The 20,735-nt window shown below is 73.3% G+C and carries 20 protein-coding genes; 13 read left to right on the forward strand and 7 right to left on the reverse strand.

The annotated features are described in order from the left end of the window. Window positions 1–1,818, forward strand: a complete 1,818-nt coding sequence (locus ACF09J_RS19080; protein ID WP_392306600.1) for a complex I subunit 5 family protein — start codon at window positions 1–3, stop codon at window positions 1,816–1,818. 34 nt (window positions 1,819–1,852) lie between these two features. Here the strand turns inward: ACF09J_RS19080 and ACF09J_RS19085 are convergent, their stop codons facing one another. Next, window positions 1,853–2,377 carry a cysteine hydrolase family protein gene (locus ACF09J_RS19085; RefSeq protein WP_392306601.1) on the reverse strand — a complete coding sequence of 175 codons (525 nt, stop codon included), beginning with the start codon at window positions 2,375–2,377 and terminating at the stop codon, window positions 1,853–1,855. A gap of 76 nt (window positions 2,378–2,453) precedes the next feature. After that, window positions 2,454–3,410, reverse strand: coding sequence for an LLM class F420-dependent oxidoreductase (locus tag ACF09J_RS19090; protein WP_392306602.1), 957 nt, complete (start codon window positions 3,408–3,410; stop codon window positions 2,454–2,456). Window positions 3,411–3,692: 282 nt separating this feature from the next. On the opposite strand from ACF09J_RS19090, the gene ACF09J_RS19095 reads away from it, so the two are divergent. Beyond that, on the forward strand, window positions 3,693–4,439 hold the full coding sequence (locus ACF09J_RS19095) for an MBL fold metallo-hydrolase (RefSeq protein WP_392306603.1): 747 nt from the start codon (window positions 3,693–3,695) through the stop codon (window positions 4,437–4,439). A gap of 10 nt (window positions 4,440–4,449) precedes the next feature. Continuing rightward, window positions 4,450–5,685 carry a DUF4032 domain-containing protein gene (locus ACF09J_RS19100; protein ID WP_392306604.1) on the forward strand — a complete coding sequence of 412 codons (1,236 nt, stop codon included), beginning with the start codon at window positions 4,450–4,452 and terminating at the stop codon, window positions 5,683–5,685. Between the two features lie 4 nt (window positions 5,686–5,689). On the opposite strand, the gene ACF09J_RS19105 is transcribed toward ACF09J_RS19100, so the two are convergent. Further along, window positions 5,690–6,562 carry a universal stress protein gene (locus tag ACF09J_RS19105; protein ID WP_392306605.1) on the reverse strand — a complete coding sequence of 291 codons (873 nt, stop codon included), beginning with the start codon at window positions 6,560–6,562 and terminating at the stop codon, window positions 5,690–5,692. Between the two features lie 194 nt (window positions 6,563–6,756). Between ACF09J_RS19105 and ACF09J_RS19110 the strand changes: the two genes are divergently transcribed. The 7 genes from ACF09J_RS19110 (at window position 6,757) to ACF09J_RS19140 (ending at window position 14,210) form a co-directional block, all read left to right on the forward strand. Continuing rightward, window positions 6,757–8,433 (forward strand): FAD-dependent oxidoreductase, encoded by a 1,677-nt coding sequence (locus ACF09J_RS19110; protein WP_392306606.1) that lies wholly within the window; start codon window positions 6,757–6,759, stop codon window positions 8,431–8,433. 11 nt (window positions 8,434–8,444) lie between these two features. Next, complete coding sequence (locus tag ACF09J_RS19115; RefSeq protein WP_392306899.1) at window positions 8,445–9,929, forward strand: ATP-binding protein; 1,485 nt, start codon at window positions 8,445–8,447, stop codon at window positions 9,927–9,929. After that, a complete protein-coding gene (locus tag ACF09J_RS19120) occupies window positions 9,926–10,276 on the forward strand; it encodes a UBP-type zinc finger domain-containing protein (RefSeq protein ID WP_392306607.1) in 351 nt (116 codons plus the stop codon). Before ACF09J_RS19115 ends, ACF09J_RS19120 begins: the two co-directional genes overlap by 4 nt. A 360-nt stretch (window positions 10,277–10,636) precedes the next feature. Continuing rightward, complete coding sequence (locus tag ACF09J_RS19125) at window positions 10,637–11,869, forward strand: serine hydrolase domain-containing protein (protein WP_392306608.1); 1,233 nt, start codon at window positions 10,637–10,639, stop codon at window positions 11,867–11,869. Between the two features lie 38 nt (window positions 11,870–11,907). Next, window positions 11,908–12,585, forward strand: a complete 678-nt coding sequence (locus ACF09J_RS19130; RefSeq protein WP_392306609.1) for an AIM24 family protein — start codon at window positions 11,908–11,910, stop codon at window positions 12,583–12,585. 117 nt (window positions 12,586–12,702) lie between these two features. After that, window positions 12,703–13,662 carry a threonine/serine dehydratase gene (locus ACF09J_RS19135; RefSeq protein WP_392306610.1) on the forward strand — a complete coding sequence of 320 codons (960 nt, stop codon included), beginning with the start codon at window positions 12,703–12,705 and terminating at the stop codon, window positions 13,660–13,662. Between the two features lie 122 nt (window positions 13,663–13,784). After that, window positions 13,785–14,210: an SsgA family sporulation/cell division regulator gene (locus tag ACF09J_RS19140; RefSeq protein WP_392306611.1), complete on the forward strand. Its 426-nt coding sequence runs from the start codon at window positions 13,785–13,787 to the stop codon at window positions 14,208–14,210. 91 nt (window positions 14,211–14,301) lie between these two features. Here ACF09J_RS19140 and ACF09J_RS19145 read toward each other — a convergent pair whose 3' ends face one another. The 3 genes from ACF09J_RS19145 to ACF09J_RS19155 form a co-directional block, all read right to left on the reverse strand. Next, on the reverse strand, window positions 14,302–15,285 hold the full coding sequence (locus ACF09J_RS19145; protein WP_392306612.1) for an aldo/keto reductase: 984 nt from the start codon (window positions 15,283–15,285) through the stop codon (window positions 14,302–14,304). A gap of 79 nt (window positions 15,286–15,364) precedes the next feature. Further along, on the reverse strand, window positions 15,365–16,069 hold the full coding sequence (locus tag ACF09J_RS19150) for a ribonuclease H (protein WP_392306613.1): 705 nt from the start codon (window positions 16,067–16,069) through the stop codon (window positions 15,365–15,367). A gap of 30 nt (window positions 16,070–16,099) precedes the next feature. Continuing rightward, window positions 16,100–16,897, reverse strand: coding sequence for a VOC family protein (locus ACF09J_RS19155; RefSeq protein WP_392306900.1), 798 nt, complete (start codon window positions 16,895–16,897; stop codon window positions 16,100–16,102). Window positions 16,898–17,055: 158 nt separating this feature from the next. On the opposite strand from ACF09J_RS19155, the gene ACF09J_RS19160 reads away from it, so the two are divergent. Further along, complete coding sequence (locus ACF09J_RS19160; protein ID WP_392306901.1) at window positions 17,056–18,075, forward strand: zinc-binding alcohol dehydrogenase family protein; 1,020 nt, start codon at window positions 17,056–17,058, stop codon at window positions 18,073–18,075. Window positions 18,076–18,160: 85 nt separating this feature from the next. Here ACF09J_RS19160 and ACF09J_RS19165 read toward each other — a convergent pair whose 3' ends face one another. Beyond that, window positions 18,161–18,643 carry a VOC family protein gene (locus ACF09J_RS19165; protein ID WP_392306614.1) on the reverse strand — a complete coding sequence of 161 codons (483 nt, stop codon included), beginning with the start codon at window positions 18,641–18,643 and terminating at the stop codon, window positions 18,161–18,163. A 120-nt stretch (window positions 18,644–18,763) separates the two neighbouring features. On the opposite strand from ACF09J_RS19165, the gene ACF09J_RS19170 reads away from it, so the two are divergent. Together ACF09J_RS19170 and ACF09J_RS19175 are read left to right on the forward strand one after the other, a co-directional pair. Continuing rightward, window positions 18,764–19,966, forward strand: coding sequence for an epoxide hydrolase family protein (locus ACF09J_RS19170; RefSeq protein WP_392306615.1), 1,203 nt, complete (start codon window positions 18,764–18,766; stop codon window positions 19,964–19,966). Between the two features lie 111 nt (window positions 19,967–20,077). Beyond that, entirely contained in the window at window positions 20,078–20,734 is a 657-nt protein-coding gene (locus ACF09J_RS19175; RefSeq protein WP_392306616.1) for a ClpP family protease, read from the forward strand. The last annotated feature ends 1 nt before the right edge of the window (window position 20,735 follow it).

Below are 20,735 nucleotides of genomic sequence, written 5' to 3' on the forward strand. Positions count from 1 at the left end.
ATGAGCGCAGCCGACCTCCTGCCGCTGGCCGTGGCCGTCCCCCTGCTCGGCTCCACCCTCCTCGCCGTCGCCGGCCGCGCCCTGCCCCGCCTCGGCTGCGACGTCCTGGCGACGACGGCCGCGGCCGTCGAAGTGGTCCTCCTGGTCCTGCTGTGGGGGCACGGCGGCCCGTTCGCCACCTCGGACCTGGGCGGCTGGCCGGCGCGGCTCGGCATCGTGCTCGCCGCCGACCGGATCGGCCTGGGCCTCGCCCTGCTGGTCGCCGTGCTCGTCCTGGCCGTCCTGGTCTACTCGTGGCGGTACTTCGACGAGCCCAAGGGCCAGCACGCCGGTGTCTTCCCCGCCCTGATCCTGCTGTTCGAGGCCGGCATGGCCGGGTTCGCGCTGACCGGGGACCTGTTCAACGCCTTCGTCTTCTTCGAGCTCATGGGAGCGGCCGCGTACGCGCTGACCGGCTACCACATCGAGGATCCCCGCCCCCTCCAGGGCGCCCTCACCTTCGGCATCGTCACGTCCTTCGCCGCCTACTGCTCCCTGCTCGGCATCGGGCTCCTCTACGCCCGTACCGGCGAGCTGAACCTCGCCCGTCTCGGCGAGGGGCTCGCCGGCCACCCCACCGACCTGCTCACCGTCGTCGCCTTCGTCCTCATCGCCACCGCCCTGCTGGTGAAGGCCTCGGCCGTGCCGTTCCACTTCTGGCTGCCGGACGCCCACGCGGTCGCCCCCACCCCGGTGTGCATGCTGATGTCCGGCGTCATGGTCGAACTCGGCGTCTACGGCGTCGCCCGGGTGTACTGGACCGTCTTCGCCGGCCCCGGCGGCCTCCCGCACGAGGCGTTCCGGTCGGTCTTCGCGGCCCTGGGCGTGCTCACCGCGCTGGTCGGCGCCGTGATGTGCTGGCAGCAGCGGCACCTCAAACGCCTCCTGGCGTTCTCCACCGTCAGCCACGTCGGCCTGTTCACCGTCGGCGTCGCCCTGCTCACCCCGGACGGGGTGGCCGGGACCGCGCTCTACGTCGCCGCCCACGGCTGCGTCAAGGCGGCGCTGTTCGGGCTGACCGGGGTCCTCCTGGACCGCTACGGCTCGGTCGACGAGCACGGCCTGCACGGCAAGGCCCGCGCGCTGCGCCCGGTGGGTTTGCTGTTCGCGGCCGGCGCCCTGGCCCTGGCCGGGCTGCCGCCGTTCGGCACCGGCCTGGGCAAGGCGCTCGCCGAGAACGCCGCGGGCCACTGGCAGCCGTGGCTGCCCGCCGTGTTCGTGGCCGCCTCGGCCGTCACCGGCGCCGCCGTGCTCCGCGCGGGCCTGCGGGTCTTCTGGGGCGCCGGCCCGGAACCGCTCAGCCGGCCCGGTGAGGAGGAGACCACCGGCGAGGGCGAGGAACCGGAGATCCGGTCACCGCGGCGCACCCTGCCGCCGCCCATGACCCTTGTGCCGGCCGCCCTCCTCGCGCTCGCCGCGACGCTGGGCTGTGTGCCCGCGCTCGCCGCCGCCCTCGCGCCCGGGGCCGCCGTCTTCACCGACCGGGCGCGCTATGCCGCCGCCGTCCTCACGCACCGGGGCTCGGCGCCCGCCGGGCCCCTGCCGGAGACCGGGTGGACCGCCACCGGGGTGGGCCTGGGCCTGCTGTCCACGGGCATCGCGGTCACGCTCGCCGTCGCCGCCGTCCACCGGCGCACGCCGCGCCTGTCCGAGCGGCACCCCGCCACCCGCGCCGTACGGGCTCTGCGCCACCTGCACTCCGGCCGCCTCGGCGACTACCTGGCCTGGCTCGCCCTCGGTATCGCGGTGCTGTGCGCCGCGCTCGCCGCCCAGTCCTGAGTGCAGCCCCTGGCGCACGCCGGACGCGGCGGCGTCACGACGCCGTGAAGTCCACTTCGCCGGCCGTGACGATCCTGGCGCCCATGTTGCGCTCCATCATCTCCAGGGCGGCCTCCGCCAGATGGGGGTGGATGGACGCGACGGCGTCCCTCGGCACCGTGACCGACAGATGGCGGATGTGCGCGTCCAGGGCGGAGTAGAGCACGCACTGCTCGGTGACCTGACCGCACAGCACCACGTTCCCGATCTCCAACTGCCACAGCAGATAGGACATCGGCGTCTCGTAGAAGACGGAATGGCGGGCCTTGACCACGAACAGCGAGTCGTCGTCGGGCCGTACCGGCTCCACCAGTTCGGCGTGCGACCGGGCGAGGGCGGTCTCCACCAGCTCTCCGTGGTGGGAGCGCCACACCCCGAAGTTGTCGTTGGCGTAGATCACCGGCGCGTGCGCGGTACGTGCCCGCGCGATCAGGCGCGCCACGACGGGGACCACCCGGCGGGCGGAGGGGACGAGCAGTTCGGCGTCCTCGTGCTCGTACGTGTTGATCATGTCGATCACGACGAGCGCGCGTCCCCCCTGCCGCCTCCCCCGATCCGTGGGTCCGGGCACCGCGTCCACCACCTCCTGCCGTCGGTCAGTCGCGCACCTGCGGGAGGACCTTGGTGCGGTAGAAGTCGAAGAACCCCTGCTGGTCCTTGCCGATCTGACTGACGTAGACCGTGTCGAACCCGGCCTCGACGTACGCGCTCAGCGCCTCGATATGGGCCTGCGGGTCGTCGCCGCACGGGACGGCCGACGCCACCTGGTCCTCGGTGACCAGCTCGGACGCCTGCTCGAAGTGACGCGGGGTGGGCAGGACCTGCGCGAGCTCGCCGGGGAGCTGTTCGTTGGCCCACAGGCCGTGCGCGGTGCGGACGGCCTCCTGCCGGTCGGTGCCCCAGCACACCTTGAGTCCGCCGCACACCGGGTTGGTGCCGCCGCCACCGCGCCGGAAGCGCTCGACGAGGGCGGTGTCGGGCTTCGTCGTGATCAGCCCGTCCCCGATCCGCGCCGCGGCCTCGGCCGCCTGCGGGCCGAAGGCGGAGACGTCGATGGGCACCGGCTGCTCGGGCAGGGTGTACAGGCGGGCGTTCTCCACGGTGTAGTGCTTGCCACGATGGCTGGTCTGCTCCCCGGTGAACAGCTTCCGGATGATCTGGAGCGCCTCCTCCAGCATCTCCAGGCGCACCGAGGTCTCGGGCCACGGGCCGCCCAGGATGTGCTCGTTGAGCGCCTCGCCGGTGCCGACCCCCAGCCGGAACCGGCCGCCGAGCTGTACGGCGCTGGTGGCGGCGGCCTGCGCGATCACGGCGGGATGCGTGCGCACCAGCGGGCAGGTCACCGCGGTCTCCACCGGCAGTGAGACCGCCTGGGAGAGGGCGCCCACCACCGACCACACGAACGGGCTCTGTCCCTGGCGGTCGTTCCACGGGTGGTAGTGGTCCGAGATCCACAAGGAGGTGAAACCGGCCTGCTCGGCCATCCTGGCCTGTTCGACGAGTTCTGCGGGGTTGTGCTCCTCGGACGACAGAAAGTATCCGAAGTCAGCCATCACTGCTCCTGACCGATCGTGCCTGCGGCTCTGCGACGGTGTTGCCGAGTACCCGGAACGGGGCACGGCGCACGTCGTAGCCGCAGGAAGAGTCATCGCGGCGTGCCGCAGGACCTGTGCCCTGCCGGTACGGGGGAAGGTCACCACCCCGTTCGCGCCGACGCCCGCCCGGTCGGGCGGATCCGGCGGGGGCCGCGCGGTCGGGCGCCGCCCTTCGCTCTACCCTGGGACGCGTCCGGTGGGCCGTCCCCGCCGGACAGCCGCCCGGGAGCGAGGAGAGCGATGCGCGCGGACGTCCAGCAGGTCGCCGACGGCACCTATGTGGTGCACGGCAGCAGCACGAACTGGGTGATCCTGACCGAGGGCGACGCCGCCACACTGATCGACACCGGCTACCCCGCCGACCGGCAGCAGCTGCTCGACTCACTGACGGCGGTGGGTAGTTCACCCCAGGCGGTGGCGGCCGTACTGCTCACCCACGCGCACAACGACCACCTGGGCTCCGCCGAGTACCTGCGCCTCGCCCACGGCACCCCGATCCATCTGCACGAGGCCGAACTGCCACATGCCCGGCGGGAGTTCCTGCACCAGGTGACCGTCGGACAGGTGCTGCGCAACGGCTGGCGGCCCGGCGTGCTGCCGTGGGCGGTGCACGCGCTGCGCCTCGGCGGCACCGCGCACGTCCCGGTCGCCGCGCCCGAGCCGTTCCCGGCCGCGGGACCGCTGGACCTGCCGGGGCGGCCGGTGCCCGTGCACACGCCCGGCCACACCCGGGGCCACACCGTCTTCCATCTGCCGGACACCGGCGTGGTGGTCTCCGGCGACGCCCTGGTCAGCGGCCACCCCACCTCGCGTCTGACCGGCCCGCAACTGCTGCCCGACATGTTCCACCACCAACGCGCCCAGGCCCTGGACTCGTTGGACACGCTCGAACACCTGGACGGGGACCTGCTGCTGCCCGGGCACGGCCCCGTGCACCGCGGCCCGGTCCGGCAGGCGGCGCTGCGGGCCCGGGAACAAGCCCTTTAGGGTTCCTGCCATGGGCTTGCAGATCAGCGCCACCAACCCGGAGCACCCCGCGCTCCTGCTCGAACTGCCGTGGCGTACACCGCTGGAGGACTGGCCGGAGGAGTACCTCGTGCCGCTGCCGCGCGGCATCTCCCGGCACGTGGTGCGCTACGCCCGCGCCGGCGAGGAGGTGATCGCCGTCAAGGAACTCGCCGAACGCCCGGCGCTGCGCGAGTACGAACTGCTGCGCGACCTGGACCGGCTCGGCATCCCCGCGGTGGACGCGCTGGGCGTGGTCACCGGCCGCACCGACGGCGCGGGCGAGCCGCTGGAGCCGGTGCTGATCACCCGGCACCTGGGCGGTTCGATGCCGTACCGCTCGATGTTCGAGACCACCCTGCGCCCGGCCACCATGCACCGTCTGATGGACGCCCTGGCCGTCCTGCTGGTGCGGCTGCACCTGGCCGGGTTCGCCTGGGGCGACTGCTCGCTGTCCAACACGCTGTTCCGGCGCGACGCCGGCGCGTACGCCGCCTATCTGGTGGACGCCGAGACCGGCGAGCTGCACCGGCGGCTGAGCCCCGGACAGCGGGAGTACGACCTCGACCTCGCCCGCGTCAACATCAGCGGCGAGCTGCTCGACCTGGAGGCGTCCGGGGCGCTGCACCCCTCGGTGGACCCGATCGAGTTCGGCACCGAGATCTGCGCCCGCTACCGCGGCCTGTGGCAGGAGCTGACCCGTACGTCGGTCTACCCGGCCGGCAAGTACCACTACATCGAGCGCAGGATCAGACGGCTGAACGACCTCGGCTTCGACGTGGCCGAGATGCAGATCGAGAGTTCCGCCAACGGCGACACGGTCACCTTCGTGCCCAAGGTCGTCGACGCCGGCCACCACCAGCGGCAGTTGCTGCGCCTGACCGGCCTGGACACCGAGGAGAACCAGGCGCGGCGGCTGCTGAACGACCTGGAGAGCTGGATGGCCACCCAGGACGACTACGCGCCGGGCGCCGGGCGCCCGCACGCCGCCCGCCCGGAAGTGCTGGCGCACCGCTGGGTGCGGGAGGTGTTCCGCCCCACCGTGCGGGCGGTGCCGCCCGAGCTGCGCGGCACCGTGGACCCGGCCCAGCTCTACCACGAACTGCTGGAGCACCGCTGGTACCTGTCCGAGCGGGCGCAGCACGACATCGGCCTCGACACCGCCGTGCGGGACTACGTCAGGAACATCCTGCCCGGGGCGCGCAAGGCCCCGGACACGACGTCCTGATGCGTCACGGGTGCGGGACGACGGCCACCGGGCAGCCGGCGTGGTGCAGCATCCCGCTCGCGACGGAGCCGATCCGCGCGCCCACCGCCGTACGGCGTGCCCGGCGTCCCACGACCAGGAGCTGGGCGTTGTCGGCCGCGGCCAGCAGCACCTGGCCCGCGCTGCCCATCTCCACGTGCTCGACGACGGGGACCGCGGGGAAGCGCTCCCGCCACGGCTGGAGCGCCGCGGCCAGCGCCTTGCGCTCGTACGGCTCCAGGCCGCCGGCCTCGTCGAGCAGCCTGAGCGAGCCGGGGCTGTAGGCGAACACCGGCGGCAGCGTCCAGGCGCGCACAGCCCGCACCCCGGCGCCGCGCGCGGCGGCGGTCGTGAACGCGAACTCCAGGGCCGCCGCGCTGTCCTCGGGGGCGCCCTGCTGGCCCACGACGACCTCCCGGCCCGCTGCCTCGGCGGTCGGCCGGTCACCGGCGCGCACCAGGACGACGGGCCGTCCGGCACCGGCGATCACCTGCTGTCCGACGGAGCCGACCAGGAATCCGGCGAGGGCGCCCCGCCCGCGCGAGCCGAGCACCAGCGTCTCCGACCCGGCCGCGGCGGCGAGCAGAGCCGGCGCGGCGTCGTCCTCCACGGCCTCCGCGGTCACTTCCAGGCCCGGGTGGCGCCCGGTGACGGTGCGGGCGGCCTCGGCGACCGACTCGCGCACCCACGCGTGCTGGGTGTCCCGGTCGCCCGCGTCGAAGGCGTCGTGCACCTCGTGGCGCCAGGCCCGCACCACGCGCAGCGGCAGCCCGCGGCGCTCGGCCTCCCGTGCCGCCCACGCCAGTGCGGCGAGGCTCTCCTCCGATCCGTCCACCCCTGCCGTGACCGGGCGCGTCATGCCGTGTGCCTCCCTGTGTGGTGAGCCGGTTCCCGGTCCAGTCTCCCCCACCGGCCGATCACAGGAGCGGGCGGCAGGGGCGGTCCGCGTACCTGGGCGAAACGGGACGGGCGCACATACGATGGGCAGGAGCCGGCGCGGTGGCGACGGGGGCGCACCGGGCCGCCGATCCGAGCACGCGGGGTGACAGCGGCATGGCACAGGCCGTGGAGCAGGCGCGGACCGTCATCATGACCGTGGACGACGATCCGGGGGTGTCCCGCGCCGTCGCCCGGGACCTCAGGCGGCGCTACGGCGGCGCCTACCGGATCGTGCGCGCGGAGTCCGGCGAGTCCGCGCTGGACGCGCTGCGCGAGCTGAAGCTGCGCGGCGATCCCGTCGCCGTGATCCTGGCCGACTTCCGCATGCCGAGGATGAACGGCATCGAGTTCCTCGAACGGGCTCTGGACATCCACCCGGGCGCCCGGCGGGTGCTGCTGACCGCGTACGCGGACACCGACGCGGCGATCGACGCGATCAACGTCGTCGACCTCGACCACTACCTCCTCAAGCCCTGGGACCCGCCCGAGGAGAAGCTGTACCCGGTCGTGGACGATCTGCTCCAGGTCTGGCGGGCCGGTGACCACCGGCCGGTGCCGAGCACGAAGGTCGTGGGGCACCGCTGGTCGGCGCGGTCCTCCCAGGTGCGGGAGTTCCTGGCCCGCAACCAGGTGCCGTACCGCTGGTACTCGTCGGACGAACCGGAGGGCGGGCGTCTGCTGGCCGCGGCCGGGCAGGACGGCCGGCGGCTGCCGCTGGTGGTCACCCCGGACGGCACCCCGCTGCTGGAACCGGAGCCGGCCGAACTCGCCGCCCATGTGGGGCTCGCGACGACACCGGCGGCCGAGTTCTACGACCTGGTGGTGGTCGGCGGCGGCCCCGCCGGGCTCGGCGCCGCCGTCTACGGGGCCTCCGAGGGGCTGCGGACGGTGCTCGTGGAGCGCTCGGCGACCGGCGGACAGGCGGGGCAGAGCTCCCGGATCGAGAACTACCTCGGGTTCCCGGACGGCGTCTCCGGCGCCCAGCTCACCGACCGGGCCCGCCGGCAGGCGACGCGGTTCGGCGCGGAGATCCTGACCGCGCGCGAGGTGACCGGGCTGGAGGTCTGCGGCGCGGGGCGGAGCGTGCGGTTCTCCGACGGTTCGGCGGTCTCCGCGCACAGCGTGATCCTGGCGACCGGCGTGTCCTACCGGCAGCTTCCGGCGGCCGGCGTGGAGGAGCTGACCGGGTGCGGGGTGTTCTACGGTGCGGCACTGACCGAGGCGCCCTCCTGCCAGGGGCAGGACGTCTACATCGTCGGCGGCGCCAACTCCGCGGGGCAGGCGGCGATGTACCTGGCCCGGGGCGCGAAGTCGGTGACCCTGCTGGTGCGCGGGGCGTCGCTGGCGGCGTCGATGTCGTACTACCTGATCCAGCAGATCGGCGAGGCCCCCAACATCACGGTGCGCACGGGCACCGTCGTGGACGCCGCGCACGGCTCGGGCCACCTGGAGAAGCTGGCGCTGCGCGACACGGCCACCGGGGACAGCGAACTCGTCGACGCGCAGTGGATGTTCGTGTTCATCGGCGCGGCGCCGCGGACCGACTGGCTGGACGGCACGGTGCTGCGGGACGGGCGCGGGTTCATCCTGTCCGGGCCCGACCTCACCGCCGACGGGCGGCCGCCCGCGGGGTGGGAGCTGGACCGGCCGCCGTACCACCTGGAGACCAACGTGCCCGGCGTGTTCGTGGCCGGTGACGCGCGGGCGGAGTCCGCCAAGCGGGTCGCGTCCGCCGTCGGAGAGGGAGCCATGGCCGTGTTGCTCGTCCACCGTTACCTGGAGCAGTCGTGAGCGGCCGGCCGATGCCGTGCAGCACCCGTGAGATCGGCTCGCTGTTCCTGTTCGAGAAGCTGCGTCCCGAGCAGTTGGGCCGGCTGTGCGCCGAGGGACGGGTGGAGCGGTACGAGGCCGGGCCGGTGTACACCGAGGGTGAGCCGGCCACCTGCTTCTACGTGATGATCGAGGGCACGGTGGTGCTCTCCCGCCGGGTCGGCGGCGACGACGTGGAGGTCAGCCGGAGCTCGCAGCGCGGGGTGTACTCGGGCGCCATGCAGGCGTACCTCGGGGACCGGCTGCGGCAGGTCTACATCAACTCGATGCGGGTCACGGAGCCGACGCGGTTCTTCGTGCTGCCCGCCGACGCGTTCGCGGACATCATGCGGGAATGGTTCCCGATGGCGGTGCACCTGCTGGAGGGGCTGTTCCTCGGGTCGAAGAGCACGCAGGCGGCCGTCGGGCAGCGGGAGCGGCTGCTGGCGCTCGGCTCGCTGTCCGCCGGGCTGACCCATGAGCTCAACAACCCCGCGGCGGCGGCCGTCCGGGCCACCGCGACACTGCGGGAACGGGTGGCGAAGATGCGGCGCAAGCTCGCCGTGATCGCCGAAGGGCCCTTCTCCCGGGAGCAGTTGACCGGTCTCGTCGAGATCCAGGAGCGTACGGCCGAGCGGGTCGCCAAGGCCCCGGACCTCAGCCCGCTCCAGGCCGCCGACCGCGAGGACGCGCTCACCGACTGGCTGGAGGACCACGGCATCGACCAGGGCCCGCAGTTGGCCCCCACCTTCGTGCAGGCGGGCCTCGACGTCGACTGGCTGGAGCAGGTCGCGGCGGCCGTCGACGACGAGATCCTGCCGGGCGCCGTGGGGTGGCTCAACTACACGGTGGAGACGGAGCTGCTGATGGACGAGATCGCGGACTCCACCACCCGGGTCTCCCGGCTCGTGGACGCGGCCAGGCAGTACTCCCAGCTGGACCGCGCCCCTTACCAGGTCGCCGATGTGCACGAACTCCTCGACAGCACCCTGCTGATGCTGTCGGGCAAGATCGGGCCGCGGATCGAGGTCGTCAAGGAGTACGACCGCACGCTGCCGCGGATCCCCGCCTACCCGGCCGAACTCAACCAGGTGTGGACCAATCTGATCGACAACGCGGTGTGCGCCATGGACGGCGCGGGCGGCGAGGGCACGCTGACCGTGCGGACCGCGCGCCACCACGATTGGCTGCTGGTCGAGTTCCGGGACACCGGTCCCGGGGTGCCGCCGGAGATCCGGGACCGCATCTTCGACCCGTTCTTCACCACCAAGCCGGTCGGCCAGGGCACCGGCCTCGGCCTGGACATCTCCTGGCGGATCGTCGCCAACAAGCACCACGGCGCCCTCCGCGTGGAGTCGGTGCCCGGCGACACCCGGTTCCAGGTGCTGCTCCCGCTGAACGCCGCGGAGGGCGACGAGGCGGCGGCGGGCACGACGCCCACCGCCGGGGAACGCCCGACCTCCGAGGAGCCGACATGACCCGTGACACCGGTATCGACCCCCGTGTGCCGCCCAGCGGCACCGGCTGCGCCGAGTGCGACGCGGCCGGCGGCTGGTGGTTCCATCTGCGGCGCTGCGCCCGTTGCGGCCACATCGGCTGCTGCGACGACTCCCCCGGCAAGCACGCCACCGCCCACCACCGGGCCACCGGGCACCCGGTGATCCGCAGTTACGAGCCGGGCGAGGGCTGGTTCTGGAACTACGACACGAACGAGCTCTACGACTCAGGACCCGAACTCGCCCCACCGACGAGCCACCCGGCGGACCAGCCAACCCCGGGCCCGGCGGGCCGCGTTCCCCCCGACTGGGCGGATTCTCTGCGCTGAGCCGCGCGGCCCGCCGTGTGTGCGGATGCCCCGCCGAAGGGCGGGGCATCCGTGTGTCCTGACGGGCCCGTCAGTGGCCTGCGCCACCGCTCCCGGTGACCACGGGTCCGTGACCCGCGCCTCGCGGACGAGGGCGGAGGCACTTCCGGGGCGCCCCTGGCCGGCGCCTGCCACGGCGTGCCCGCCCGCCTTCCGGGCTGCCCCCGGCAGGAGCGACCCCAACCACCCCACTCAGTGATCGGGGTGCGGGCAATTGTGTGTCGGGCTGGGAGATCTGACCGGATGGGAGAGGGTTGCACTGCCCGGATGTGGTCGGATTCGCACGGATCGCCGCGCGGACGGAGACGGAAGAGGAATCGGATGGCCTCACGAACGGTGTGCAGCGGCGCGGTACTCGGATCGCTGCTGCTCGCCCTGCTGGCGGGACCGGCACACGCGGTGGACCACCGGCCCGGCACGGCGGCGCCCAACGCGCTGCCCGCCCCGGACACGGCGGCACTCGGCACCCTCCTGCGCACGGCGCTGAAGCAGGGCGCGCCGGGCGCGATGGCGCGGATCGACGACCACCGCATCTCCTACGACGACCACGCCACGGTGTACAAGGCCATGGAGGGCGTCGCCGACCGCGGGACCAGCGACTGGATCAGCACGGCCGACCGGTTCCGCATCGGCAGCGTCACCAAGACCTTCTCCGCGGTCGTGCTGCTGCAACTGGCCGCCGAGGGAAGGGTGAAGCTCGACGACCCCGTGAACCGCTACCTGCCGGGGCTGCTGCCCGACGACCGGATCACGGTGCGGCACGTGCTCAGCCACCGCAGCGGTCTGTACGACTACACCGACGAGATGTTCGGCGCCACCGTGCCCGGCTTCGAGGCCGTGCGCACCAAGGTCTTCACCTACCGTCAGTTGCTCGCGCTGTCCCTGAAGCACCCGCGCACGCAGGCGCCCGGCGCCGCCTACGCCTACTCCAACACCAACTTCGTGGTCGCCGGGCTGCTCATCGAGAAGCTGACCGGCCACCCGGTGCGCACCGCGTACGAGAACCGCGTCATCAAGCCGCTGAAGCTGAGCGACACCTTCTACGTCCACCCCGCCACGAGGATCCCCGGCCGGTACGCGCGCGGCTACCTCACCCCCGACGAGGCCACGTCGCCGCTGGTGGACGCCACCGAGCAGACGATGTCCTGGGCGCAGAGCGCGGGCGCGCTCATCTCCAGCACCCACGACCTCAACACGTTCTTCTCGGCGCTGCTGGGCGGACGGCTGCTGCCGCCCGCCCAGCTCGACCAGATGGAGCGGTGGATCCCCGCGGGCACCGGCCAGGCGTACGGGCTCGGGCTGCGCCGGCGCGACCTGTCGTGCGGGGTGTCGGTGTTCGGGCACACCGGCGCCGTGCAGGGCTACTACACCTACGCGTTCACCAGCAAGGACGGCAGGCGCAGCCTGGCCGCGCTCGCGAACACCTCCAACAACGGCGCGGTGCAGCTGACGATGCTGCGCACCCTGGAGTCGGCGTTCTGCGGCAAGCGGGCGAAGGCGCGCGGCGCCGCCCACCTGCCCGGCACGGCGCTGGAGAACGACCTCGTGCAGTGATCTGGGCGGAAGGGGTGCGTCCGGGCCAGGATGCCCGCATGAAGGGCGACCTGTTTTCCAGTGAGTACGTGGTGGGCCCCGCGATCGCGCCGGGCATGTCCGTCGAGAACTCCAAGTGCGTCAAGTACACGGTGGACGGCGAGATGTTCGCCCGCCAGGGCTCGATGGTGGCCTACCGCGGCGACCTGCGGTTCGAGCGCCGGGGCCAGGGCGTCGGCGGCATGCTCAAGCGCGCGGTCACCGGGGAGGGGCTGCCGCTGATGACCGTGCGCGGACAGGGCGAGGCCTGGTTCGCGCAGGAGGCCCTGAACTGCTTCGTCGTCGAGGTCGACCCGGGCGACGAGTTCACCGTCAACGGCCGCAACGTGCTGTGCTTCGACGCGACCCTGTCGTACGAGATCAGGACGGTCAAGGGTTCGGGCATCGCGGGCGGCGGACTGTTCAACAGCGTGTTCACCGGGCAGGGCCTCCTGGGGCTGGTGTGCGAGGGCAGCCCGCTGGTCATACCGGTCACGCCGCAGCAGCCGGTGTACGTCGACACGGACGCGATCGTCGGCTGGACCGCCCGCCTGAGGACGTCGCTGCACCGCTCGCAGTCGTTCGGCTCGATGCTGCGCGGCGGGTCCGGCGAGGCGGTGCAGCTCATGCTGGAGGGCGAGGGGTACGTCGTCGTCCGGCCGAGCGAGGCGGCACCGCACCGGCCCCAGCAGCACTGAGGGGAAGCCGGCCCTCCTCGCGGGCCGGATCCGGCGGGACCTGTTGACCTGCGCGCCCCCGGCAGGTCAGGGTCGGGTCGGCGCGGATCACCACCCGCGCCGGAAAGGTGGACTGCCTTGATCGGCATCTCGGAGATCGAAACCGCCGCCGAGCGGATCGCCGGACACGTCGTGCGCACCCCGACCGTGCCGAGCCCCGGCCTGTCCGCGCTGCTCGGCGCCCCGGTGACCGCGAAACTGGAGCTGCTGCAGCGCACGGGCTCCTTCAAGGCGCGCGGCGCGACGGCGAGGCTGCTGTCGCTCGACGAGGCGGAGCGGGCCGCGGGCGTGGTCGCGGTCAGCGGCGGCAACCACGGGATCGCGCTCGCGGTGATGGCCGCCGCCCTGCATGTGAAGGCCACCGTCGTCATGCCGCGCTCGGCGCCCGCCCGGTCCGTGGCGATCGCCGAGGAGGCCGGGGCGTCGGTGCGCCTGACCGACGGCATGGACGAGGCGTTCGCCACGGCCGCGCGGCTGCGGGACGAGGGGCTCACCCTGGTCCACCCCTTCGACGACGAGGTGGTCGTCGCCGGGCAGGGCACCGTCGGCCTGGAGCTGGCCGCGGACGCCGGGGAGCTGACCGACGTATTCGTCAGCATCGGGGGCGGCGGGCTGATCGCGGGCGTCGCCGCGGCGCTGCACGCGCTGCGGCCCGGGGTGCGGATCTGGGGCGTGGAGACCGAGGGCGCCCAGGCCATGTCCGAGGCGCTGGCGTCCGGCGGTCCGGTCCCGGTCGCCCTCTCCTCGATCGTGACGACGCTGAGCGCCCCGACGGTGTCGCAGCTGACGTACGACCATGTCCGTGCGCTCGTGCACGAGGTGCTCGTGGTGCCCGACCGGGAGGCCGTGCGGGGCTGCCTCGACCTCGCCGAGCACGCCAAGGTCTGGGCCGAGCCCGCCGCGGGCTGTCTGCTGCCGGCCGCCCGGCAGGTGCGGGAGCGGATGGGCCCGGACGTCCGGCTCGGCCTGGTGGTGTGCGGCGGCAACGCGGCCGTCGCCGACGTCATGTCCTGGGCGGACCGGTTCGGAGTGCGCTGACACGCACCAACCGTCCGGCCGACGCGGCACCGGGAGATTACTTCGAACGGCCGGGCATCTCGCGCGGATCAGGGGTACCAGAGGGGTCTATGTCCCGCAGTCGTCCTCGGAGGGCCGAATTCGTGAACGCCATGGTGCGCAAGAGCCTGGTGGTGCAGTTGCAGGCGCACGGCACGGAACGCTTCCCTGTGCTGGCGCACCTGGACTACGACGTCGACGACCCGTTCGCCGTCACGATCGTCTTCTCCCACGACGGGCGGGTGCTGGCCCGGTGGAAGGTGGACCGGGGCATGCTCGGCGAGGGGCTGAGCAAGCCGGTCGGCGTCGGCGACGTCCGCTTCCGCCCCGTCGCCGGCGGCCCGTCGGAGGAGCTGTGCATGGAGTTCTTCGGCGACGTCCACGCCGACGGGGGACGGCAGCACGCGAGGGTGTTCGTGTGGGCGGCCGCCGTCGCGGCCTTCCTGCGGGAGACCTACGCCATGGTGGCGCCGGGCGAGGAGGACGCCGGGGTCGACGACTTCCTCGCGGAGGTGCTCACCGGCAGGTGAGCGGGTCCGCCGCCGTCGCCCCACCGGGCGGTGCGACGGGGCCGGCCCGCGCCGGCCGGCCCCGGGGTCCCGCGGATTCCCCGGCCGGCCACTACCAGCGGGCCTCCACCTGGTCCTTGATCCGGCGCTCGTAGAGGTCCCGGATCGCCGCGAGGGTCTCCTCGCCCAGCGGGGGCAGCTTCGCGGCGGCCGCGTTCGCGCGTGCCTGCTCCGGCGAGCGGGCGCCCGGGATGACCGAGGTGACGCCGGGCTGCTGGATGATCCAGCGCAGTGCGAGCTGGGCCGGGGTCCAGCCCTCGGGGGCGAGCGCGGCGAACTCGGCCGCGGCCTCCACGCCCGTGGCGAAGTCGACGCCGGAGAAGGTCTCGCCCTGGTCGAAGGCCTCGCCGTGCCGGTTGTAGGTGCGGTGGTCGTCGGCGGCGAAGACGGTGTCCTTGGTGTACTTGCCCGACAGCAGCCCGGAGGCGAGCGGGACCCGGGCGATGATGCCGACGCCGGCCTCCCGCGCCGCGGGCAGCACCTCGCGCAGCGGCTTCATGCGGAACGGGTTGAGGATGATCTGCACACTGGCCACGTTCGGCCGGGCGATCGCCGTCAGCGCCTCTGCGCAGGTCTCCACGCTGACGCCGTAGGCGGCGATCCGCTCCTCCTCCACCAGGGTGTCCAGCGCGTCGAACACCGCGTCGCTGGAGTACACGGAGGTGGGCGGGCAGTGCAGCTGCACCAGGTCGATGCGGTCGACGCCCAGGTTGCGCCGGGAACGGTCGTTCCAGGCGCGGAAGTTGTCCAGGACGTAGTTCTCCGGGATCTGCTCGACGCGCCGGCCCATCTTGGTGGCGATGAGCACATGGTGGTCCGGCCGGCCGGCGAGGAAGGTGGCGATGGCGCACTCGCTGCGCCCGTCGCCGTAGACGTCGGCGGTGTCGAAGAAGGTCACCCCCGACTCGGCCGCCGCCTCCAGGACGGAGAGGGCTTCCTTGTCGTCCACGTCGCCCCAGTCGGCGCCCAGTTGCCAGGTGCCGAGCCCGACGACCGACGCGTGCTGGTGCGACCTGCCGAATTCACGTTCGTCCATGGCGACAGTCTGTCATCAGCCGTCCGCCCGCGCGGGGCGGGCCGCTCCGGGGCCGGCACCCGGTTCGCGGCCGGCGCGGCTATCCGGCGGCCGCCGCGCGGCACTCCGGGTGGCCCCAGCCCTGGTCGTTGCGGGCGATGGACTCGCCGGCCGCGTAGGGGCGGCCGCACACGCAGCGGCCGGGGAACTTCGCCTTGATCGTGCGGGTCGACGAGCCGCCGGTGCGCGGCCGTGCCGTGCTGGTCCCGTTCGCGCGGCGGCGCGGGGCGGCGGACACGGGGGCGGAGGGCGGCGGCTCCGGCGAGCCGAGGGCGCTGCCCGCGGACAGCTGCGCGCTCGCCGCCTGGCTGGCCGCCCGGTCCGCGAAGTCGTTGAGCGGGTCGCCGTCGACCTGGTGGGCGGGCACGTAGCGGAAATCGACCGAGCGGCCCTGGAGCAGCTCGTCGATCCGCACGACCAGTTCCCGGTTGGCGACCGGCTTGCCCGCTGCCGTCTTCCAGCCGTTGCGCTTCCAGCCGGGCAGCCAGGTGGTCACGGCCTTCATCGCGTACTGCGAGTCCATCCGCACCTCGAGCGGCACATCCGGCTCGGTCGCCGTCAGCAGCCGCTCCAGCGCGGTGAGTTCGGCGACGTTGTTGGTGGCGGTGCCGAGCGCTCCCGCCTCCCAGCGGACCGGGCTGCCGGCGTCGTCCGAGACGACCCACGCCCAGCCCGCCGGACCCGGATTTCCCTTCGACGCCCCGTCGCAGGCGGCCACCACACGTTCACGCATGGGCTCGATCATGCCACGGCCGGACGGGTCCTTCGGACGGCACTAGGACACGTCCGCGGCCTGTGGCTTCTCCCCCTGCGTGGTGGTGACGTCGATCACCGAGAAGTTCGCACCCTGCGGGTCGGTGAGCGCCGCGAGCCGGCCGAAGGGGCTGTCGTGCGGGCCGAACCGCAGCACACCGCCCCGCCCGGTGGCGGCGGCGACGGCGTCGTCGCAGTTCGCGACGGTGAAGTAGACATTGATGTACGACGGCACCTCGGGCGGGAAGTCCTCCGACATCCTCATCCGGCCGAGGACCGGCTCGCCGCCCACCTCGAACACGCGGAAGTCGATCGCCTCGTCCTGGAGCTGCTTGGCGGTGTAGCCGAAGACGGTGGACAGGAAGGTGTCCGCCTTCGCGGGCTCGCGGGTGAAGACCTCCGCCCAGCAGTAGGCGCCCGGCACGGCGATCGCCTCGAAGCCCTCGTGGGTGCCGCCCTGCCACACACCGAACACGGCGCCGCTGGGCTCCCTGGCCAGGCACATGGTGCCGAAGTCTCCGACCTGCATGGGCTCCATCAGCACCTCACCGCCGTGCTCGCGGATCCTGCCGGCGGTGGCGGCGGCGTCCGGCGAGGCGAGATACAGGCACCACTGCGACTGCCCCTCCTGCCCGGGCATGGGCGGCACGACGGCGGCCACCGCCTTTCCGTCCGCGTAGGCCTGGGTGTAGTTGCCGTACTGCGACGAGGACTCGCCGAAGGTCCAGCCGAGGACGTCGGCGTAGAAGCTCTTGGCCCCCTCGACGTCGCTGAACATCGCATCCGCCCAGCAGGGGGTTCCCTCGGGTCGTACCGCCATGGCCGCCGCCCTCTCCGGTTCGGTGACTCGTTCCGTCCTCACGCTAGTGACTCCCCTGTGCGGTCGCGCGCCGAGCGGGCCCGCCTGTCCCACACTGGGACGGACGGCGAAGGACCCGGCGGTCACGGCGGACGGGACGCGAGATGACGGATGGCACGATGCGGGCGTGGACGGTGACCGGCCCCCGGCCCGGCCCCCGGCCCGTGGAGGAGGGGCCGCTGCGGCTGACGGAGAAGCCGGTCCCCGTGCCGGCGGACGACGAGCTGCTGGTGCACGTACGCGCGTGCGGGGTGTGCCGCACCGATCTGCACGTCACCGAGGGCGATCTGCCGGTGCACCGGACCGGGGTCACGCCCGGCCATGAGGTCGTGGGCGTGGTGGCGGGCCGGGGGCGGGCGGTGAACGGCTTCGCGCCCGGCGACCGGGTGGGCGTGGCCTGGCTGCGCCGCACCGACGGCACCTGCGCGTACTGCCTGCGCGGCGCGGAGAACCTGTGCCCGGCCTCCCGGTACACCGGCTGGGACGCCGACGGCGGCTACGCCGAGTACACGACCGTCCCCGCCGCCTTCGCGTACCGGCTGCCCGGCGAGGTCGACGACGTGGCGCTGGCGCCGCTGCTGTGCGCGGGCATCATCGGCCACCGGGCGCTGCGCCGGGCCGCGCTGCCGCCCGGCGGACGCCTCGGCCTGTACGGGTTCGGCGGCAGCGCCCACCTGTGCGCGCAGGTGGCCCTCGCGGAGGGCGCCAGGGTGCACGTCATGACCCGCGGGGAGGCCGCGCGGGCGCTCGCGCTGGAACTGGGCGCGGCCTCGGCCCAGGACGCCTACGCGGCGCCGCCCGAGCCGCTGGACAGCGCGATCCTGTTCGCCCCCGTGGGCGACCTGGTCCCCGTGGCGCTGCGGGCCCTGGACCGGGGCGGGGTGCTGTCCGTGGCCGGCATCCATCTCAGCGACACACCGCCGCTGCGCTACGAGAGCGAGCTGTTCTACGAGAAGGAACTGCGCAGCGTCACCTCGAACACGCGCGAGGACGGCCGGGACTTCCTCGCCCTGGCCGCCCGGCACGGGGTGCGCGCCACCACGCACACCTATCCGCTGTCCCGGGCGCCGCAGGCGCTGGAGGACCTCAAGGCCGGCCGCTTCGACGGGGCCGCGGTGCTGGTGAACGACCTGCCCTGACCGGAGCGCGCTCCTTCGCCCCGGCGCCGGCCCGGTGGGGCCGGTCCACTCCCCCGGATGGGTGGACCGGCCCCGTCGCCCGCCGTCACTCGCCCGCGTACGCCCTTTCCAGGGCGTCGATGTCGAGCTTGCCCATGGCGAGCATCGCCCGCGTGGTGCGGGCCGCCTTCTCGGCGTCGGGGTCGCCGATCATCTCGATGAGCCTCTCCGGGACCACCTGCCAGGAGACGCCGTACCTGTCCTTGAGCCAGCCGCACGGGCCGGGCTCACCGCCGTTCTCGGTGAGCTTGGTCCAGTAGTGGTCGACCTCCTCCTGGTCCGCGCAGTGGATCTGGAAGGAGACCGCCTCGTCGAACGTGAACTGCGGACCGCCGTTGAGCGCGACGAACTTCTGGCCGTTCGCCACGAAGTCGACCGTGAGCACGGATCCGGCCGGGCCGGGCCCGGCCTCGGTGGAGCGGCCGATCCGCCCGATGCTGGAGTTCTTGAAGACCGAGACGTAGAAGTGGGCGGCCTCCTCGGCCTGGCCGTCGAACCAGAGACAGGTGGTGAATCCTTCGGTGACCACGGGTTCCTCCTGGGGTGTGGGACGCGCTCATATGTATCGACCGGCCCGGGCCACGAAACTCATCGGGCCTCCGCCAGAAAATTCCGGGGACCCTCGCGGCCCGGAACTACCATCGCGGACATGACGACGTCACCGCCCGCCGACGGCATCCGGCCCTTCCGGCTCAGCGTCCCGCAGAGCGATCTCGACGACCTGAACGACCGCCTCGACCGAACCCGCTGGCCGGACGAGCTGCCCGGCGCGGGCTGGGACCACGGCGTCCCCGTCGACTACCTGCGGGAGCTCGTGGGGTACTGGCGGCACGACTACGACTGGCGGGCGGCCGAGGCGCGGCTGAACCAGTGGCCGCAGTTCACGACCACGATCGACGGGGCGAACGTGCACTTCGCCCACGTCCGCTCCCCCGAGCCGGACGCCACCGCGCTGGTCGTCACGCACGGCTGGCCGGGCTCGATCGTCGAGTTCCTGGACATCGTGGGTCCGCTCACCGACCCGGCCGCCCACGGCGGCGACCCGGCCGACGCCTTCCACCTCGTCCTGCCGACCATCCCGGGCTTCGGGCTGTCCGGGCCCACCACCGAACGCGGCTGGGAGGCGGGACGGGTCGCCGACGCGTGGGCCGAGCTGATGCGGCGGATCGGCTACGAGCGGTTCGGCGCGCAGGGCGGCGACTGGGGCGCGGCGATCTCCCGCGAGCTGGGCCGCGCCAACCCCGGCCGGGTGATCGGCGTCCACCTGAATCTGCTGCCGGGCGCGCAGCAGACCACCGAGCCGACCGGGGAGGAGCTGGCCGGGCTCGGCGCCGAGGAGCGGGAGCGGACGCTCATGTCGTGGCGGCGCTGGGACGCCTGGCAGCGGGAGGGCACGGGCTACGCGACGCTGAACGCCAGCCGCCCGCAGACGCTGGCGTACGCGCTCACCGACTCGCCGGTCGGTCAACTCGCCTGGATCGTGGAGAAGTTCCACGAGTGGACGGACTGCGAGGAGCTGCCCGAGGAGGCCGTCGACCGGGACCGGATGCTCACCGACGTGATGCTCTACTGGCTGACCGGGACGGCCGGTTCGTCCGCGCGCATCTACTACGAGCGGGCGCACGCCTTTGGCCGGACCGCCGCGCCCGCCGAACCGTCGACCGCCCCGACCGCGCTCGCCGTCTTCCCCGCCGAGCTGCAACTCCCGCTGCGGCACAGGGCGGAGCGCACCGACAACATCGTGCGCTGGACCCAGTTCGAGCGGGGCGGCCACTTCGCGGCGATGGAGGAGCCGGACCTGCTGGTCGCGGACGTGCGGGCGTTCTTCCGGCAGCTCCGCGAGAAGGGATGACCGGACCGCTCCGCCCGTGGCGAATCTGCCACGGGCAGAGAAGCCGTACGCGGCGGCGGCACCGGGCCGACAGTGGGGTCGACGGCATCAGAGCCACGACAAGGAGACCCGATGACGCCACCGACCGCACTGCTCCCAGCCGGCGCGCTCGCGCCGCGCGCGGAGGAGCACGACACCCCGCCCAGCCGGTTCGACGACCATCTCGCGGCCGGGCTGCTCGCCCAGCGGATCGTGTTCCTGGGCACCCAGGTCGACGAGGTGTCGGCCAACCGGGTGTGCGCCCAACTGCTGCTGCTGTCGGCCGAGGACCCGCGCACCGACATCGCCCTGTACATCAACAGCCCCGGCGGATCCGTCACCGCGGGGCTCGCCATCTACGACACGATGCGGCTCGTCCCGAACGACGTGTCGACGCTGGCGATGGGATTCGCCGCCAGCATGGGCCAGTTCCTGCTCGCGGTGGGCACGAGCGGCAAGCGGTTCGCGCTGCCGAACGCGAGGATCATGATGCACCAGCCGTCGGCGGGCATCGGCGGCACCACCGCGGACATCGAGATCCAGGCGGAGAACCTGGAGCACACCAAGCGGACCATCGAGCGGCTCACCGCCGAGCACACCGGGCAGAGCGAGGAGACGATCCGGCGGGACGGCGACCGGGACCGCTGGTTCACCGCCGAACAGGCAAGGGAGTACGGAATGGTGGACCGGGTGGTGGAGTCGCTCGCCGACGTCCGCCCGGCCGACTCGCGCCGTCGGATGGGGCTCTGAC

Source organism: Streptomyces sp. NPDC014889, from assembly GCF_043081205.1.
Taxonomy (GTDB): Bacteria; Actinomycetota; Actinomycetes; order Streptomycetales; family Streptomycetaceae; genus Streptomyces.

Coding starts and splice junctions, on each gene's coding strand:
- ACF09J_RS19145 (WP_392306612.1), bottom strand. CDS start 15,285: ATGGACGAACGTGAATTCGGCAGGTCGCACCAGCACGCGTCGGTCGTC.
- ACF09J_RS19090 (WP_392306602.1), bottom strand. CDS start 3,410: ATGGCTGACTTCGGATACTTTCTGTCGTCCGAGGAGCACAACCCCGCA.
- ACF09J_RS19130 (WP_392306609.1), top strand. CDS start 11,908: ATGAAGGGCGACCTGTTTTCCAGTGAGTACGTGGTGGGCCCCGCGATC.
- ACF09J_RS19105 (WP_392306605.1), bottom strand. CDS start 6,562: ATGACGCGCCCGGTCACGGCAGGGGTGGACGGATCGGAGGAGAGCCTC.
- ACF09J_RS19125 (WP_392306608.1), top strand. CDS start 10,637: ATGGCCTCACGAACGGTGTGCAGCGGCGCGGTACTCGGATCGCTGCTG.
- ACF09J_RS19115 (WP_392306899.1), top strand. CDS start 8,445: ATGCCGTGCAGCACCCGTGAGATCGGCTCGCTGTTCCTGTTCGAGAAG.
- ACF09J_RS19095 (WP_392306603.1), top strand. CDS start 3,693: ATGCGCGCGGACGTCCAGCAGGTCGCCGACGGCACCTATGTGGTGCAC.
- ACF09J_RS19150 (WP_392306613.1), bottom strand. CDS start 16,069: ATGATCGAGCCCATGCGTGAACGTGTGGTGGCCGCCTGCGACGGGGCG.
- ACF09J_RS19080 (WP_392306600.1), top strand. CDS start 1: ATGAGCGCAGCCGACCTCCTGCCGCTGGCCGTGGCCGTCCCCCTGCTC.
- ACF09J_RS19100 (WP_392306604.1), top strand. CDS start 4,450: ATGGGCTTGCAGATCAGCGCCACCAACCCGGAGCACCCCGCGCTCCTG.
- ACF09J_RS19155 (WP_392306900.1), bottom strand. CDS start 16,897: ATGGCGGTACGACCCGAGGGAACCCCCTGCTGGGCGGATGCGATGTTC.
- ACF09J_RS19110 (WP_392306606.1), top strand. CDS start 6,757: ATGGCACAGGCCGTGGAGCAGGCGCGGACCGTCATCATGACCGTGGAC.
- ACF09J_RS19160 (WP_392306901.1), top strand. CDS start 17,056: ATGCGGGCGTGGACGGTGACCGGCCCCCGGCCCGGCCCCCGGCCCGTG.
- ACF09J_RS19175 (WP_392306616.1), top strand. CDS start 20,078: ATGACGCCACCGACCGCACTGCTCCCAGCCGGCGCGCTCGCGCCGCGC.
- ACF09J_RS19120 (WP_392306607.1), top strand. CDS start 9,926: ATGACCCGTGACACCGGTATCGACCCCCGTGTGCCGCCCAGCGGCACC.
- ACF09J_RS19170 (WP_392306615.1), top strand. CDS start 18,764: ATGACGACGTCACCGCCCGCCGACGGCATCCGGCCCTTCCGGCTCAGC.